The organism is Streptomyces sp. NPDC051561, assembly GCF_044454195.1.
Taxonomy (GTDB): domain Bacteria; phylum Actinomycetota; class Actinomycetes; order Streptomycetales; family Streptomycetaceae; genus Streptomyces.
On sequence record NZ_JBITDM010000017.1, the window covers coordinates 1 to 14,278 of the forward strand.

The 14,278-nt window shown below is 69.7% G+C and carries 12 protein-coding genes; all 12 read right to left on the minus strand.

The window, feature by feature from the left end; all coding sequences use genetic code 11:
- Positions 1–153: 153 nt before the first annotated feature.
- Positions 154–489, minus strand: coding sequence for an RNA polymerase-binding protein RbpA (locus tag ACIA73_RS29610; RefSeq protein ID WP_399441881.1), 336 nt, complete (start codon positions 487–489; stop codon positions 154–156).
- 206 nt (positions 490–695) lie between these two features.
- Positions 696–926, minus strand: a complete 231-nt coding sequence (secG, locus tag ACIA73_RS29615) for a preprotein translocase subunit SecG (RefSeq protein WP_399442041.1) — start codon at positions 924–926, stop codon at positions 696–698.
- Positions 927–1,050: 124 nt separating this feature from the next.
- The gene (tpiA, locus tag ACIA73_RS29620) at positions 1,051–1,845 is read right to left on the minus strand and encodes a triose-phosphate isomerase (RefSeq protein WP_399441882.1); all 795 of its coding nucleotides are present in this window, start codon (positions 1,843–1,845) and stop codon (positions 1,051–1,053) included.
- Between the two features lie 7 nt (positions 1,846–1,852).
- On the minus strand, positions 1,853–3,064 hold the full coding sequence (locus ACIA73_RS29625) for a phosphoglycerate kinase (protein WP_399441883.1): 1,212 nt from the start codon (positions 3,062–3,064) through the stop codon (positions 1,853–1,855).
- Positions 3,065–3,168: 104 nt separating this feature from the next.
- The gene (gene gap, locus ACIA73_RS29630; RefSeq protein ID WP_399441884.1) at positions 3,169–4,179 is read right to left on the minus strand and encodes a type I glyceraldehyde-3-phosphate dehydrogenase; all 1,011 of its coding nucleotides are present in this window, start codon (positions 4,177–4,179) and stop codon (positions 3,169–3,171) included.
- Between the two features lie 255 nt (positions 4,180–4,434).
- Complete coding sequence (locus tag ACIA73_RS29635) at positions 4,435–7,383, minus strand: M14 family zinc carboxypeptidase (protein ID WP_399441885.1); 2,949 nt, start codon at positions 7,381–7,383, stop codon at positions 4,435–4,437.
- A 192-nt stretch (positions 7,384–7,575) separates the two neighbouring features.
- Positions 7,576–8,613, minus strand: coding sequence for a DNA-binding protein WhiA (gene whiA / locus ACIA73_RS29640; protein WP_399441887.1), 1,038 nt, complete (start codon positions 8,611–8,613; stop codon positions 7,576–7,578).
- The gene (gene yvcK, locus ACIA73_RS29645) at positions 8,604–9,662 is read right to left on the minus strand and encodes a uridine diphosphate-N-acetylglucosamine-binding protein YvcK (protein ID WP_399441888.1); all 1,059 of its coding nucleotides are present in this window, start codon (positions 9,660–9,662) and stop codon (positions 8,604–8,606) included. Before yvcK ends, whiA begins: the two co-directional genes overlap by 10 nt.
- Complete coding sequence (gene rapZ, locus ACIA73_RS29650) at positions 9,659–10,642, minus strand: RNase adapter RapZ (protein WP_399441889.1); 984 nt, start codon at positions 10,640–10,642, stop codon at positions 9,659–9,661. Before rapZ ends, yvcK begins: the two co-directional genes overlap by 4 nt.
- Positions 10,620–12,653 carry an excinuclease ABC subunit UvrC gene (gene uvrC / locus ACIA73_RS29655; protein WP_399441890.1) on the minus strand — a complete coding sequence of 678 codons (2,034 nt, stop codon included), beginning with the start codon at positions 12,651–12,653 and terminating at the stop codon, positions 10,620–10,622. Before uvrC ends, rapZ begins: the two co-directional genes overlap by 23 nt.
- Positions 12,654–12,742: 89 nt before the next feature.
- Positions 12,743–13,546, minus strand: a complete 804-nt coding sequence (locus tag ACIA73_RS29660) for a hypothetical protein (protein WP_399442043.1) — start codon at positions 13,544–13,546, stop codon at positions 12,743–12,745.
- Between the two features lie 5 nt (positions 13,547–13,551).
- Complete coding sequence (locus ACIA73_RS29665; RefSeq protein ID WP_399441891.1) at positions 13,552–14,199, minus strand: papain-like cysteine protease family protein; 648 nt, start codon at positions 14,197–14,199, stop codon at positions 13,552–13,554.
- Between the last annotated feature and the right edge of the window lie 79 nt (positions 14,200–14,278).

Genomic DNA, 14,278 nt, shown 5'->3' on the forward strand with positions numbered 1-14,278 from the left:
CATCCAGTCGCCCCCCCCCCCCCACCCACACCCCCCCCCCCCCCCCCCCCCCGCCCCCCCCCCCCCCCCCCCCCCCCCCCCACCTCTCCGAAACCTTGCGCACATCTTCCGGCGGAGCGAGATTCCTCCGCGGAGCCAGATCTCTCCGCGGAGCTAGATCTCTCCGCGCAGTTTCGCCAGTGCCTCCGCGAGGATCGCCTCGCCGTCCGCGTCGCTGCGCCGTTCCCGTACGTACGCGAGGTGCGTCTTGTACGGCTCGGTGCGGGGCGGGGCCGGCGGGTTGTCCCTGTCCCGTCCGGCCGGGAATCCGCAGCGCGGGCAGTCCCAGGTGTCCGGAACAGCTGCGTCGCTGGCGAAACTCGGCTGTGTCTCGTGCCCGTTGGAGCACCAGAAGGAGATGCGCAGGCGGGGCGCGGACTCGCCGCGCTCTGCCTCACCCATCGGGCCCGCTCCGACCCGGCTTCCCCGGATCGCGTTGCCACTTGCCACGGTCGTAACTCCCTGCGTGATGGTGCTGCGAAGCTTCGGCGAGCGGCTTCACGGCGGGCGCCCAGTGTAGATAAGGCTCAACGCGCGTCCAGTGACGGGAGTTACACCCCGGCGGCGGGACGCACGGCCCATGATAGGCCGCGCCCGCCCCGGTGTACCGGAGACGACCGGTCGTGCGACCGGTCGTCCGCGACAGCGACGGCCACTCAGCCGTTGAGCTTCATCAGCAGCGCGAGCACCACGATGATCGCGAACCAGATCAGCCCGACGACGATGGTGATCCGGTCGAGGTTGCGCTCGGCGACCGAGGACCCTCCGACGGACGACTGCATGCCGCCGCCGAACATGTCGGAGAGGCCGCCGCCCTTCCCCTTGTGCATCAGAACCAGCAGCATCAGCAGCAGGCTGAATACGATCAGGGCGATCGAGAACCCCATAACCACGGCTGGACCAACTTCCTCGGAACTAGACATACGACGGGGCCGGTGGCTGGCCACCGGCCCCGTCAGAGTACGACGGATCGGCCCGAGGGCCTACTCACTGCGGTATGACCGCTGCCGATTACTGGTCGCGGAATCGCACAATCTTGACGAACTCGTCCGCGTCCAGCGCCGCGCCGCCGATCAGGGCGCCGTCGACGTCCGGCTTCGCCATGATCGCGGCCACATTGCCCGACTTGACCGAGCCGCCGTACTGGATGCGGACCTTGTCGGCCAGCTCCTGCGAGTACAGCTCGGCGAGACGGCCGCGGATCGCCCCGCAGACCTCCTGCGCGTCCTCGGGGGTGGCGACCTCGCCGGTGCCGATGGCCCAGACGGGCTCGTAGGCGATGACGATGGACTCGGCCTGTTCGGCCGGGATGTCCTTGAGGCCGCCGTCGACCTGGGCGAGCGTGTACTCGACCTGGTTGCCGGCCTTGCGGATGTCCAGGCCCTCGCCGACGCACATGATCGGGGTCAGGCCGTGCTTGTACGCGGCCTTCACCTTGGCGTTGACGACCTCGTCGTTCTCGTTGTGGTACTGGCGGCGCTCGGAGTGACCGATCGCGACGTACGCGCACTTGAACTTGGCCAGCATCGAGCCGGAGATCTCACCGGTGTACGCACCGGAGTCGTGCGCCGAGATGTCCTGGGCGCCGTACTTGATCTTCAGCTTGTCGCCGTCGACCAGCGTCTGCACCGAGCGCAGGTCGGTGAAGGGCGGCAGGACCGCGACCTCGACCGCGTCGAAGTCCTTGTCGGCCAGTGCGAAGGCGAGCTTCTGGACGTGGGCGATGGCCTCAAGGTGGTTGAGGTTCATCTTCCAGTTGCCCGCCATCAGCGGGGTGCGGGTGCCGTTGTCAGGGGTGGTGCTCATGCTGTGATCAGTCCTCCAGTGCGACAAGGCCGGGCAGGCTCTTGCCTTCCAGGTATTCGAGGCTGGCGCCGCCGCCGGTCGAGATGTGGCCGAACTTGTTCTCGTCGAAGCCCAGGATGCGGACCGCGGCGGCGGAGTCGCCACCGCCGACGACCGTGAAGGCGTCGGAGTCCAGCAGGCCCTGTGCGACGGCCGCGGTGCCGCCCGCGTAGTCGGGGTGCTCGAAGACGCCCATCGGCCCGTTCCAGAAGACGGTGGCCGCGTCCGCCAGCTTCGCAGCGTACAGCTCACGGGTCTTCGGGCCGATGTCGAGGCCCTCCTGGTCGGCCGGGATGGCGTCGAAGGCGACCGTGGTGGGGTTGGCCGGGGCCTTGGTCTTGAGGTCGGGGAACTCCGACGAGACCAGGACGTCGACCGGCAGGACGAACTCGACACCCTTCTTCTCGGCGCGCGACAGGTACTCCAGCACCGTCGGGACCTGATCCTCCTGCAGCAGCGAGATGCCGACCTCGTGGCCCTGGGCCTTGAGGAAGGTGTACGCCATGCCGCCGCCGACCAGGATGCGGTCGGCCTTCTCCAGCAGGTGGTCGATCACACCGAGCTTGTCGGAGACCTTGGCACCTCCGAGGACGACGACGTACGGGCGCTTGACGTCGTCGGTGAGCTTCTTCAGGACGCCGACCTCGGTGGCGATGAGGTCGCCGGCCGCGTGCGGCAGGCGGGCCGGGAGGTCGAAGACCGAGGCGTGCTTGCGGTGCACGGCGCCGAAGCCGTCGCCGACGTACAGGTCGGCGAGGGCCGCGAGCTCGTCGGCGAAGGCGCCGCGCTCGGCGTCGTCCTTGGACGTCTCACCGGCGTTGAAGCGGAGGTTCTCGATGACCGCGACCTGGCCGTCGGCGAGGCCCTCGACGGTCGTACGGGCGGACTCGCCGACCGTGTCGGTCGCGAACGCGACGTCGGAACCGAGGAGTTCACCGAGCCGGGCGGCGGCCGGGGCGAGCGAGAACGCGGGGTCCGGGGCACCCTTGGGGCGGCCCAGGTGGGAGGCGACGATCACGCGCGCGCCGGCGGCGGCGAGCTTGGCGATGGTCGGCTGCACGGCGCGGATGCGGCCGTCGTCGGTGATCGTGGTGCCGTCGAGCGGCACGTTGAGGTCGGCGCGGACGAAGACCCGCTTGCCGGTGACCCCTTCGGCGAGAAGTTCGTCGATCGTCTTCATGAACAGTGCTCCTCGGTAGTGCTGGACGTGCGTCAGGGCCCGAACCGCGCTGCGCTGCGCCGCCCGAGCCCTGTCGCTCACATCATGGTGCTCTCAGTGCTGGATTAGAGCTGGCCGCCGACGAAGACGGTCAGGTCGACCAGACGGTTCGAGTAGCCCCACTCATTGTCGTACCAGCCGAGGATCTTCACCGTCTTGCCCTCCTGAACCATGGTCAGGGAGGAGTCGAAGGTGCAGGACGACGGGTCGCCCACGATGTCCGAGGACACGATCGGGTCCTCGGTGTACGTGAGGAAGCCGTGCAGGTCGCCGTCGTCGGCGGCCTTCTTGAACGCGGCGTTGACCTCGTCCTTGGTGACCTCGCGGCCGAGCTCGACGACCAGGTCGGTGGCCGAACCGGTCGGGACCGGCACGCGCATCGCGATGCCGTCGAGCTTGCCCTTGAGCTGCGGGAGGACCAGGGCGGTGGCCTTGGCGGCACCCGTCGTGGTCGGAATGATGTTCTCGGCGGCGGCGCGGGCACGACGCAGGTCCGAGTGCGGGAAGTCCAGGATGCGCTGGTCATTGGTGTACGCGTGGACCGTCGTCATCAGGCCCTTGACCAGACCGAAGTTCTCGTCGAGAACCTTGGCCATCGGCGCCACGCAGTTGGTGGTGCAGGAGGCGTTGGAGATGACGTGGTGGTTTGCGGCGTCGTACTTGTCCTGGTTGACGCCCATCACGATGGTGATGTCCTCGTCCTTGGCCGGAGCCGAGATGAGGACCTTCTTGGCGCCACCGGCGATGTGCTTCTCGGCGTCCGCCTTCTTGGTGAAGATGCCGGTCGACTCGATCACGATGTCGACGCCCAGCTGACCCCAGGGGATGTCGGCCGGGTTGCGCTCGGACAGCACCTTGATGGTGTGGCCGTCGACGGTGATGGTGTCTTCCGTGTGCGACACCTCGGCCTTGAGACGGCCCAGGATGGTGTCGTACTTCAGAAGGTGTGCGGTGGTCGCAGTGTCACCCAGGTCGTTGACAGCCACGATCTCGATGTCCGCACCCTGCTCCAGCAGCGCCCGGAAGTAGTTGCGCCCGATGCGGCCGAAGCCGTTGATGCCTACGCGGATCGTCACGAACCGATCTCCTCGTTGGTACGCCGGGTTTCGACGCCACGGCGAGTTGTATGGGATGTCCCCGACCGCCTCCGACCCTACCTCTCCGTAGACCTTGGCGTCGCATCACGTACGACCGAGTGGGGTCCGGACATGGGCCAACGGCCCGTACTCCCCAGTAATGAAGCGGGTAGTACGGGCCGTCGGGACCTTCGCCCCGACTACTCTGCGTGAGCATCAGGAGGGAGTCTTGACAACAGATGAGCGGGCCCTCGCTCAGCCCTTGATGCTCTTCAGCGCCTTCTCCAGGATCTTGGCGCGCTGGCCCGCGTCCGGGACGTGTTCCAGGCCGAAGCCCAGGAGTGCGGTGTCACGCGTGGTGATGGCCGCGTACGTCTGGAAAAGCTCGCCGGTGCGTGCCCACGGGTTGGCCACCGCCTGGCTGCCGGCCGGAGGTGCGGTCGGCGCCCAGGTGCCCAGGCCGGTCTCGAAGCCGTCCACCGCCTGGTCCGCGCCGCCGATGCTCAGGCGGGCGTTGTCGGCGAAGACACCGCGCTCCAGCGAGCTGGGGTCGGTGACGTACGCCAGCGACAGCTCGACCTTCTTCCCGGCGTAGGCACTCAGGTCGAAGGCGACCTGCTTCCAGCCGCCCGAGATGCCGGTGAAGGCGTTCCAGGAGCCGGTGGTGCCGCTGGCCGTGCAGGCGGTCGCGCTCTGCGTCAGGTAGTGCGCCAGGAACGGGTGGTCGGCGAGGAGGAATCCCTCGTTGCACTGCGCGGGCACGGCGCTGGAGGACTGGCCGTTCAGGTCGGGCAGCGTGGTCCAGTCGTCGGCACCCGCGGTGCGCGCCTCCAGGAGGGCGAAGTCGTAGGCCTCCTCGGTGTTCCAGTTGAGCGCCGTCTTCAGCTTCGGCGCGTCGGCCGCGGTGACCCCGGTGAGATCCACGGTGCGGGTCAGCCGCTTGTAGTTGCTGTTGTCGCTGGTGGCCGAGGCCATGCCCTGACCCTCGAACGGCGCGTACGGGTTGGTGACGCCGGTGTAGCGGCCCGCCTGGGCGCTCCTGAACTGCGGGAACTGGGCCGGCGGCAGCGCGTCGGAGGTCACCAGGTAGGAGCCCGCGGTGTCCAGCGGGTTGGCCGGGGTGCCGGTCAGCGGGGTGGTGACCCCGCCCAGGGCGCCCGCACCCGCCAGGCCGGTGGCCCCCGCGGTGTTCACCCGGCCGTAGGCGCCGAGGTAGTACTGGCTGAAGTCATTGGTGTCGGCCGGGCCGAGCTTGGCCGCACCGCCCGCCTTCTCGCCGGCCTCGACCAGCTTGCCGCCCTCGTTGAGGTACGCCCGCAGCTGGAGCTGGGTCGCGCCGCCGGGCACCGAGGAGCCGGTGTAGTGCACGACCGAGTCGAAGTGGCCGAGGACGCCGAGCGCGTGCGGGGCGCCCTGGGTGGCGACGTCCCAGACGGTGGCCGAACGGCCGTTGGCCTTCAGCGCGTCGACGTACTTCTGCACCTCGGTTGCCGGTGCGCCCTCCTCGGCGACCACCAGGTGGGCGGCCTTGGGGCGCTTGGCGAGGGTGTAGGTGAAGTGCTCGCTGGAGGTGGGCTTTCCGGCCCTGGTGCGTCCGGTGAACCAGACCTCGACCTTGTCGCCAGGCCTGCCGTCCTGGACCTTGGCGCGGTAGTCGTCGAAGTAGACGTTGTCCTCGTCGCCGTAGACCTCGCCGCCGTCCCAGGCCTTGAGGGCCTGGTCGTGGACCTTGCCGCCGTTGACGCGGTACCTGAGCTCCTTGTCGCGGACCGACTTGCGGGCCGTGACGTTCACTTCCTGGTCCTTGTCACGGGCGTACGAGGCGGAGAACGCGTCCAGGGTGAAGTCGGGGGCGTCCATGCCGACCGAGGAGACCGGCTGGTCGGGGGTGAGCGAGGTCTGCGCCACGGATATCGCGAAGGGGATGTTCTTCGCGAACTCCTGCTGGATCAGCTTCTCGTCGTCGGGGAAGTTGAAGCCCGACTGGCAGTCCCGCGCGTTCCAGCGGTCGTTGGGGTCGAGGTTCGAGACGGTCTGGCAGGTGGACATCTCCGGCGTGAACATCTTGATGCCGTTGACGTTGCCCGCGTGGCCGTCGGCCTCGCCGTTGGTGGTGTAGAGCTCGGAGGAGACCTGCGGGTGGTAGCCCGGGACGGCCGGCTTCTCCGGGGTTCCGGCGAGCGCCTTGAGCGGCACGTCGTCGGGGGTGCCGGTGGCCACCTGCCAGCCGACGCCGTACAGGATCAGTTCGGCGGCCGAGTGGTAGTTGATCGCGTACTTGAAGCCGATGCGCTTCTGGAAGGCGTCCAGCGCCTTGGTCTCCGGCTCCGAGTTCGGGGTCGGGCCGCGGAAGGTCTCGTCGGACGGGTCGGGGGACGAACCCTCGTTGTCGTAACCCCACTTGTAGGCGAAGTTGCGGTTGAGGTCGATGCCGTCGCCGGTCTCGATGGTGCCGTTGCCGTTGGTGTCGCGGAGGTTCTTGCGCCACAGGCGGTTGGCGGGGGCGGCGTGGGTGAAGTCGTAGCCGTCCGGGTTGGCGCTGAGCAGGAACCAGACCTCGCTGGAGTCGACCAGCTTGGTGACGGTCCTGTCCTTGCCGTAGTTGTCCAGGTAGTGGTGCATCAGCCGCCGGTTCATCTCCGGGGTGATCCACTCACGGGCGTGCTGGTTGGACATGTACAGCGTCGAGGGCTTGGAGCCGTCGGCGGACCTCTTGGCGTTCTTCGTCAGCTTGAGCGCCAGGATGTCCTTGCCCTGGACGGTCTTGCCGATGGAGACCAGCTTGGTGAGGTCCGGGTACTTCTGCGCGGTGGCCAGCAGCTCCTCCTGGAGGCCGTCCTTTCCGCTGTACGGGCGGAACACGCCGTCGCCGGGGGCCGCGGCCCTCGCGGTGCTCGCGACCTTGTGCTCGCTGATCTCGACGCCCTCGGCGCGGAGTTCGGCGGCCTGCTTGGCGCTGAGGATCAGCTGGACCGTGGCGGTCCCCTTGGCGGGCACCCGCTCGTTGAGCTCGTGGCCGTCGGTGCCCGCCCTGAGCAGCAGCGGCACCTGGGCCTGGGTGACCTTGGCGTTCCACACCGAGATGCTGTCGCCGCCCCCAGCGGCGTTGTTCCCGGCGGGCTGTGCCTCGGCTGCGGGTACGGCCGCAACTCCGGCTATCAGCAGTGAAGAAGCGGCGAGGATCGATCTCGCTCTGCGTCTCATGTGCCCCCCTTGCTGTTGTCCGTCACGTGAGTGAACAGACGTCAGAATCATGACCATTCATGGTCATGTCAATAGGGCATAACGGACCCAAAGAGGATGCCCCTGACACCCAAGTGGGCGTCAGGGGCAGCGCGTTGAAACGGAGTCAGGGGTTCAGTGAAGTTCCGGCCATGAGCGGCGGGGCAAGGGCCGTCAGCCGGCCACTCCCTGGGCCAATCCGTTCGCCAGGCCCTTGGCCATCTCCTCCTCGATCTCCTCGGTCATGTCCTCGGTCAGATTGCACTCCGTACCGGGAATGCCGAGGTCCTGGGCGCGCTTGTCCGCCATGGCCAGCAGCCGGCGGATGCGCCCGGCGACCGCGTCCTTGGTGAGCGGCGGGTCGGCGAGTGCGCCCAGCTCCTCCAGCGAGGCCTGCTTGTGCTCCATGCGCAGCCGTCCCGCGGCGGCCAGGTGCTCGGGCACCTCTTCGCCGAGGATCTCCAGCGCGCGCTGCACACGGGCGCCCGCGGCGACCGCGGCGCGCGCCGAGCGGCGCAGGTTGGCGTCGTCGAAGTTGGCGAGCCGGTTGGCGGTGGCGCGGACCTCGCGGCGCATCCGCCGCTCCTCCCAGGCCAGTACCGAGTCGTGCGCACCGAGCCGGGTCAGCAGGGCGCCGATCGCGTCGCCGTCCCGCACCACCACCCGGTCCACGCCGCGCACCTCGCGCGCCTTGGCTCCGATGGAGAGCCTGCGGGCCGCACCGACCAGCGCGAGCGCCGCCTCCGGGCCGGGGCAGGTGACCTCCAGCGAGGAGGAGCGGCCCGGCTCGGTGAGCGAGCCGTGCGCGAGGAAGGCCCCGCGCCAGGCCGCCTCGGCGTCACAGGTGGCCCCCGAGACCACCTGAGGGGGAAGTCCCCGGATGGGGCGCCCGCGGCCGTCCACGAGCCCGGTCTGGCGCGCCAGCTGATCGCCGCCCGCCACGACCCTTACGAGAAAACGCGAACCCCGGCGCAGTCCGCTGGGGGCCATCACCACCAGCTCCGAGCTGTGCCCGAAGATCTCCAGGATGTCCTTCTTGAGCCTGCGTGCCGCATAGCTGATGTCCAGCTCCGCCTCGATCACGATGCGGCCGCTCACCAGGTGCAGCCCGCCCGCGAACCTGAGGATCGCCGAGACCTCCGCTTTTCTGCAGCAGGTCCGGGTGACGGGGAGCCGGGAGATTTCGTCCTTCACCGCTGCCGTCATCGCCATGGGCCGATCCTTCCATGCATCCGAAAAATACGGTCGTACGCGGCTGCCAGGAGCTCCGGGTCGTGCTTGGGGGCTCCGTCGGGCCGGGCCACCGGCGCCAGCTCGACCGTCGCACCGAACCGCTTTGCGGCATCGGCGAGTGAGGGAAGGTCGGGCACGGCGGCCTGATCGGCCAGCACCACGTCGAGGGCGAGTTTAGGGGCGTGTCGGGCCAAAACCTCCAAATGACGTTGCGGTGAAAAGCCCTCGGTTTCGCCCGGTTGGGGCGCCAGATTGAGGGACAGAATCCGCCTCGCCTTGGTCTCCACCAGGGCATCAAGCAGTTCCGGCACCAACAGGTGGGGGATGACCGAGGAGAACCAGGAACCGGGTCCGAGAACCACCCAGTCGGCGTCACGAACCGCCGCCACGGCCTCCGGAACCGCCGGCGGATCGTGCGGTACCAGGTGCACCGACTGGACCTCGCCGGGGGTGAGCGCGACCGTCGCCTGCCCCCGTACGGTGTCCACGTCGTCCGGGCGCTCCGGGTCGTGACCCCGTACGAGCGCCTGGAGCTCCAGCGGGACCGCCGACATGGGCAGGACCCGGCCGTGCGCGCCGAGCAGTTTGCCGACCAGGTCCAGGGCCTGGACGTGGTCACCGAGCTGTTCCCAGAGGGCGACGATCAGCAGATTGCCGACCGCGTGCTCGTGCAGGTCGCCCTTGGACTGGAAGCGGTGCTGAATGACGCGGGACCACGTCTGGCCCCAGTCGTCGTCGCCGCAGAGCGCCGCGAGCGCCTTGCGCAGGTCGCCGGGGGGCAGCACGCCCAGCTCCTCCCGGAGCCGGCCGCTGGAGCCGCCGTCGTCGGCGACGGTGACGACCGCGGTGAGGTCGCCGGTGATACGGCGCAGGGCCGCGAGCGACGCGGAGAGGCCCATGCCCCCGCCGAGGGCGACGACCTTGGGGGTGGCGCCGCGCTTGCCGCGTGCGGCGCGCGGGGCGGGCCGGCCGTCCTGCGCGGGAGTCACCCGGCGCAGTCGGCGCAGCCGGACAGTGCGGTTGGTCACTCGCGCCCCATGTCCCGGTGAACGATGACGGTCTCGACGCCCTCGGAGGCGAGGCGGGCGGCCAGCTTCTCGGACATGGCGACCGAGCGGTGCTTGCCGCCGGTGCAGCCGACCGCGATGGTGACGTACCGCTTGCCCTCGCGGCGGTAGCCGGTGGCGATCAGCTGGAGCAGCTCGGTGTACTGGTCGAGGAACTCCTTGGCGCCGGGCTGGTTGAAGACGTAACCCGACACCTCCTCGTTGAGGCCGGTGAAGGGGCGCAGCTCGGGGACCCAGTGCGGATTGGGCAGGAAGCGGCAGTCCACCACCAGGTCGGCGTCGACGGGCAGGCCGTACTTGTAGCCGAAGGACATGACGGTGGCGCGCAGCTCCGGCTCCTCGTCGCCGGCGAACTGGGCGTCCATCTTGGCGCGCAGTTCGTGGACGTTGAGGCTGGAGGTGTCGATCACCAGGTCGGCGTCGCCGCGCAGCTCGCGCAGCAGGTCGCGCTCGGCGGCGATGCCGTCGGTGATCCGGCCGTCGCCCTGGAGGGGGTGCGGGCGGCGGACCGACTCGAAGCGGCGGACCAGGGCGTCGTCGGAGGACTCCAGGAAGACGATGCGCCGGGTGACGCCCTTGGCGTCGAGGTCGGCGAGGGACTCGCGGAGGTTGTCGAAGAAGCGGCGGCCGCGGACGTCGACGACGACGGCGATGCGCGCCACGTTGCCCTGGGAGCGGGCGCCGAGCTCCACCATGGTGGGGATCAGCGCGGGCGGCAGGTTGTCGACGACGAACCAGCCGAGGTCCTCCAGGCACTTCGCGGCCGTGCTGCGGCCGGCTCCGGACATGCCGGAGATGATGACCAGCTCGGGAATGGGCGTCTCGGCCGGCTCGGCGGTGGTGTCCCGCGGCGTGCCCGTACTCACGTGTGCTCCGTCTCGTTCCTGGTCGTGGGCCTGGTCCTGGCCCTGACCCGGATCATGTTGGCTCTGTTCGCTCATCGGTGCTGCCCCCGTTCTGCGACCAGGCGGCCGCGGGTGCGGCCGGCTCGTCGTCCTCAATGATCTCTCCTGTCGCCGTGTTCACGGCGGGTGCGGCCGGGGCCGCGTTCGCGAAGGCGACGGCAATGGTCTCGGCCGTCTTGCGGCCGATGCCCGGAACCTCGCAGATCTGGTCAATTGTGGCGGACCGCAGCCTCTTCACCGAACCGAAGTGTTTGAGCAGGGCCTGCCTGCGGGTTTCGCCCAGGCCGGGGACCTCGTCGAGGGGCCCGCTGCGGAACCGCTTGGCCCGCTTGTTGCGCTGGTAGGTGAGGGCGAAGCGGTGGGCCTCGTCACGTACCCGCTGGAGCAGATAGAGCCCCTCGCTGCTGCGGGGCAGGACGACCGGGTCGTCCTCGTCCGGCAGCCAGACCTCTTCGAGCCGCTTGGCGAGGCCGCAGACGGCGACGTCGTCGATGCCCAGCTCTTCGAGGGCCCGCCGGGCCGCGGCCACCTGCGGCTGCCCGCCGTCGACGACGACGAGCTGCGGCGGGTAGGCGAAGCGCTTGGGCCTGCCCTCGTCCTCCTGAGCCTCCTGCTCCACCTCACCCCCCACCCACTCCCCCGTCTTCTCCTTCGCCTGGAGGTAGCGCCGGAACCTGCGGCCGATCACCTCGTGCATCGAGCGGACGTCGTCCTGGCCCTCGAAGCTCTTGATCTCGAAGCGCCGGTACTCGCTCTTGCGGGCGAGGCCGTCCTCGAAGACCACCATCGACGCCACGACATCGTCCCCCTGGAGATGCGAGATGTCGAAGCACTCGATGCGCAGCGGTGCACCGTCCAGGCCGAGGGCCTCGGCGATCTCCTCCAGGGCGCGGGAGCGGGTGGTCAGGTCGGACGCGCGCTTGGTCTTGTGCAGGATCAGGGCCTGCTGGGCGTTGCGCTGGACCGTGGCCATCAGGTCCTTCTTGTCCCCGCGCTGCGGGATGCGGAGCGAGACGTTCGCACCCCGACGGACGGTCAGCCACTGGTTGACGGCAGCGGCGTCCTCGGGGAGTGCGGGGACCAGCACCTCCTTGGGGACGGCGTCACCGCTCTCCTCGCCGTACAGCTGCTGGAGGGCGTGCTCGACCAGACCCGCCGTATCGACGTTCTCGACCTTGTCGGTGACCCAGCCGCGCTGGCCCCGGACGCGTCCGCCGCGGACGTGGAAGATCTGCACTGCGGCTTCCAGCTCGTCCTCGGCCAGGGCGATCAGGTCGGCGTCGGTGGCGTCGTTGAAGACGATCGCGTTCTTCTCCAGGGCCCGCTTGAGTGCCTCTATGTCGTCGCGGAGGCGGGCGGCCCTCTCGTACTCCATGTCCTCGGCGGCGATCATCATCTGCTGCTCGATGCGCTTGAGGTAGGTGCCGGTGCGACCGGCCATGAAGTCGCAGAAGTCCTCGGCCAGTTCGCGGTGCTCCTCGGGGGTGACCCGGCCGACGCAGGGGGCGGCGCACTTGCCGATGTAGCCGAGCAGGCAGGGGCGGCCGGAACGCTCCGCGTTCTTGAACACCCCGGCGGAGCAGGTCCTAACCGGGAAGACACGGAGCATCAGGTCGACGGTCTCGCGGATCGCCCAGGCGTGTCCGTACGGGCCGAAGTAGCGGACGCCCTTCTTCTTGGGGCCGCGCATCACCTGCACGCGCGGGAACTCCTCGTTCATCGTCACCGCGAGGGACGGATAGCTCTTGTCGTCGCGGTACTTGACGTTGAACCGGGGGTCGAACTCCTTGATCCAGGAGTACTCCAGCTGGAGCGCCTCGACCTCGGTGGACACCACCGTCCACTCCACGGACGCGGCGGTGGTGACCATGGTGCGGGTGCGCGGGTGGAGATTGGCCAGGTCCTGGAAGTACGAGGACAGGCGCGGGCGCAGGCTCTTGGCCTTCCCGACGTAGATCACCCGGCGGTGCTCGTCGCGGAATTTGTAGACCCCCGGCGAGTCGGGGATCTGGCCCGGCTTGGGACGGTAACTGGAGGGGTCTGCCATGTCGCACAGCCTACTTGCGGGCACTGACAGCCGGGGTGCCCCGGGTGGGACACCCCGGCGGTGGAGCGGGTGTGCCGTGCGGGGGCCGGTTACGGCTGTTCGCGGCGGCGCAGGCGTACGACGGTGAAGCCGGCCAGGGCGAGGAGTGCGGCTCCGCCGGCGGCGGCCAGCGGGGCTGCGGGGGTGGCGCTCGCGGCGGGGGCCGGGGTGCCGTCCGGGGCTCCCTGGGCGTAGCCGCCCGCCTTGCCCTGCTGGGCGTAGGCGGTGCCGGGGAGCTTGTCGGCATAGGCGGCGCGGACACGCCCGGCGTAGGCGGCCAGGGTGGTGCCCCCGGCGCCGACGGCGCGGGTGGCGTCCGCGTCGAGGGGCAGGACGCGGGTGGTGTCGGCGACGTACCAGGCGTCGATCTGGGGCTCGCGGAAGACGGTGCCGCCGGGGAGCTTGCGGGCGCCTTCGGCGAAGTAGCGGGTCTCGTCGTCGCCGGTGGCGATGTTCACCACCTGCCACTTGCCCCGGAGCGGGGCGGTCCACAGGGAGGCCTTCTGACCGTCGGAGGCGACCGCGGTGGTGGCCATGAATTCGAGTTCGGCGATCCTGGCGCCGGGCCGGCCCGCGACGAACTCCGGGGAGAGCGTGTTGACCTCCACGGTTTCCCGCTGGACGCGGGGGGCGGCGGCGCCGCGGGTGAGGGCGCCGTCCCGGGCGAAGAAGCGCGCGAGGGTGTCGACGGTGGCGGGGGCGGCGGCCGCCTTGTGGGCCTCTGCCCTGGCGTTGCCCGCCGCGGGGTTGTCGGCGGCGGTGGCCTCGGCTGTGGCGCCGAGCAGCAGGGTGGCGGTGACGGCGGCGAGGGCGGCTGCTCTGAGGTGCGAGGCCGGTCCGAAGGGGGAGGTCATCGTCGTCACGCTCCGATCTTGTAGAGCGAGTGGGTCCAGGAGAAGGAGCTGTTGTTCACGTACCAGGCGTGCGAGGCCCAGTTGTAGCGGCTGCTGGTCTGCCACGGGTCGCCCCAGTAGACCCAGCTGCTGGCCGTGTCGTACCCGTAGATGACATGCATGTGGCCGCCGCCGCTCTGCCACTGGATGCGGGTCTCGATGGGTCGGTTGGCCGATATCTCGGTCTGCACGGTCGGGTAGCGCAGATAGCCGGTGACGTACGAGCCGGGGTTGATGCCCGCCCAGTCGAGGCCGTCCTGGACGTTGCCGAGGGTGGCCTGGTTGTTGGGGCAGGTGGTGCTCTGGCTGCGGTTGAAGGCGGCGTTGCAGAACTGGTTCTGGCTGTAGTTCCTGCCGAACCAGGTGGCGATGGTGTTGCCCGCCGCGGCCCAGCACCAGTTGGTCTTCTCCTGGGCCTGCATGGTGATGTTGAGGCGTTTGGCGGCGAGCAGCGGGGCCTGCTCGCCTGCTTGCCGGTCGTCCTGTACGGCGGCGGGGGCGACCGGGCCGGCACCGGGGACGGGTGCGGCCGTGGCTGTCGCCGTGGGGACGGCGAGCAGGGTGGCGGTGGCGAGTGCGGCCAGCGTGAGCCGTCTCTTGTGGGTCTTGCGCATCGCGGTTCCTCCCGTGGCGGGGGGTTGATGGAGGAGCGCGTCCGGACGCTGATGAGGAGCATCGGGTGTTGTCGAGTGC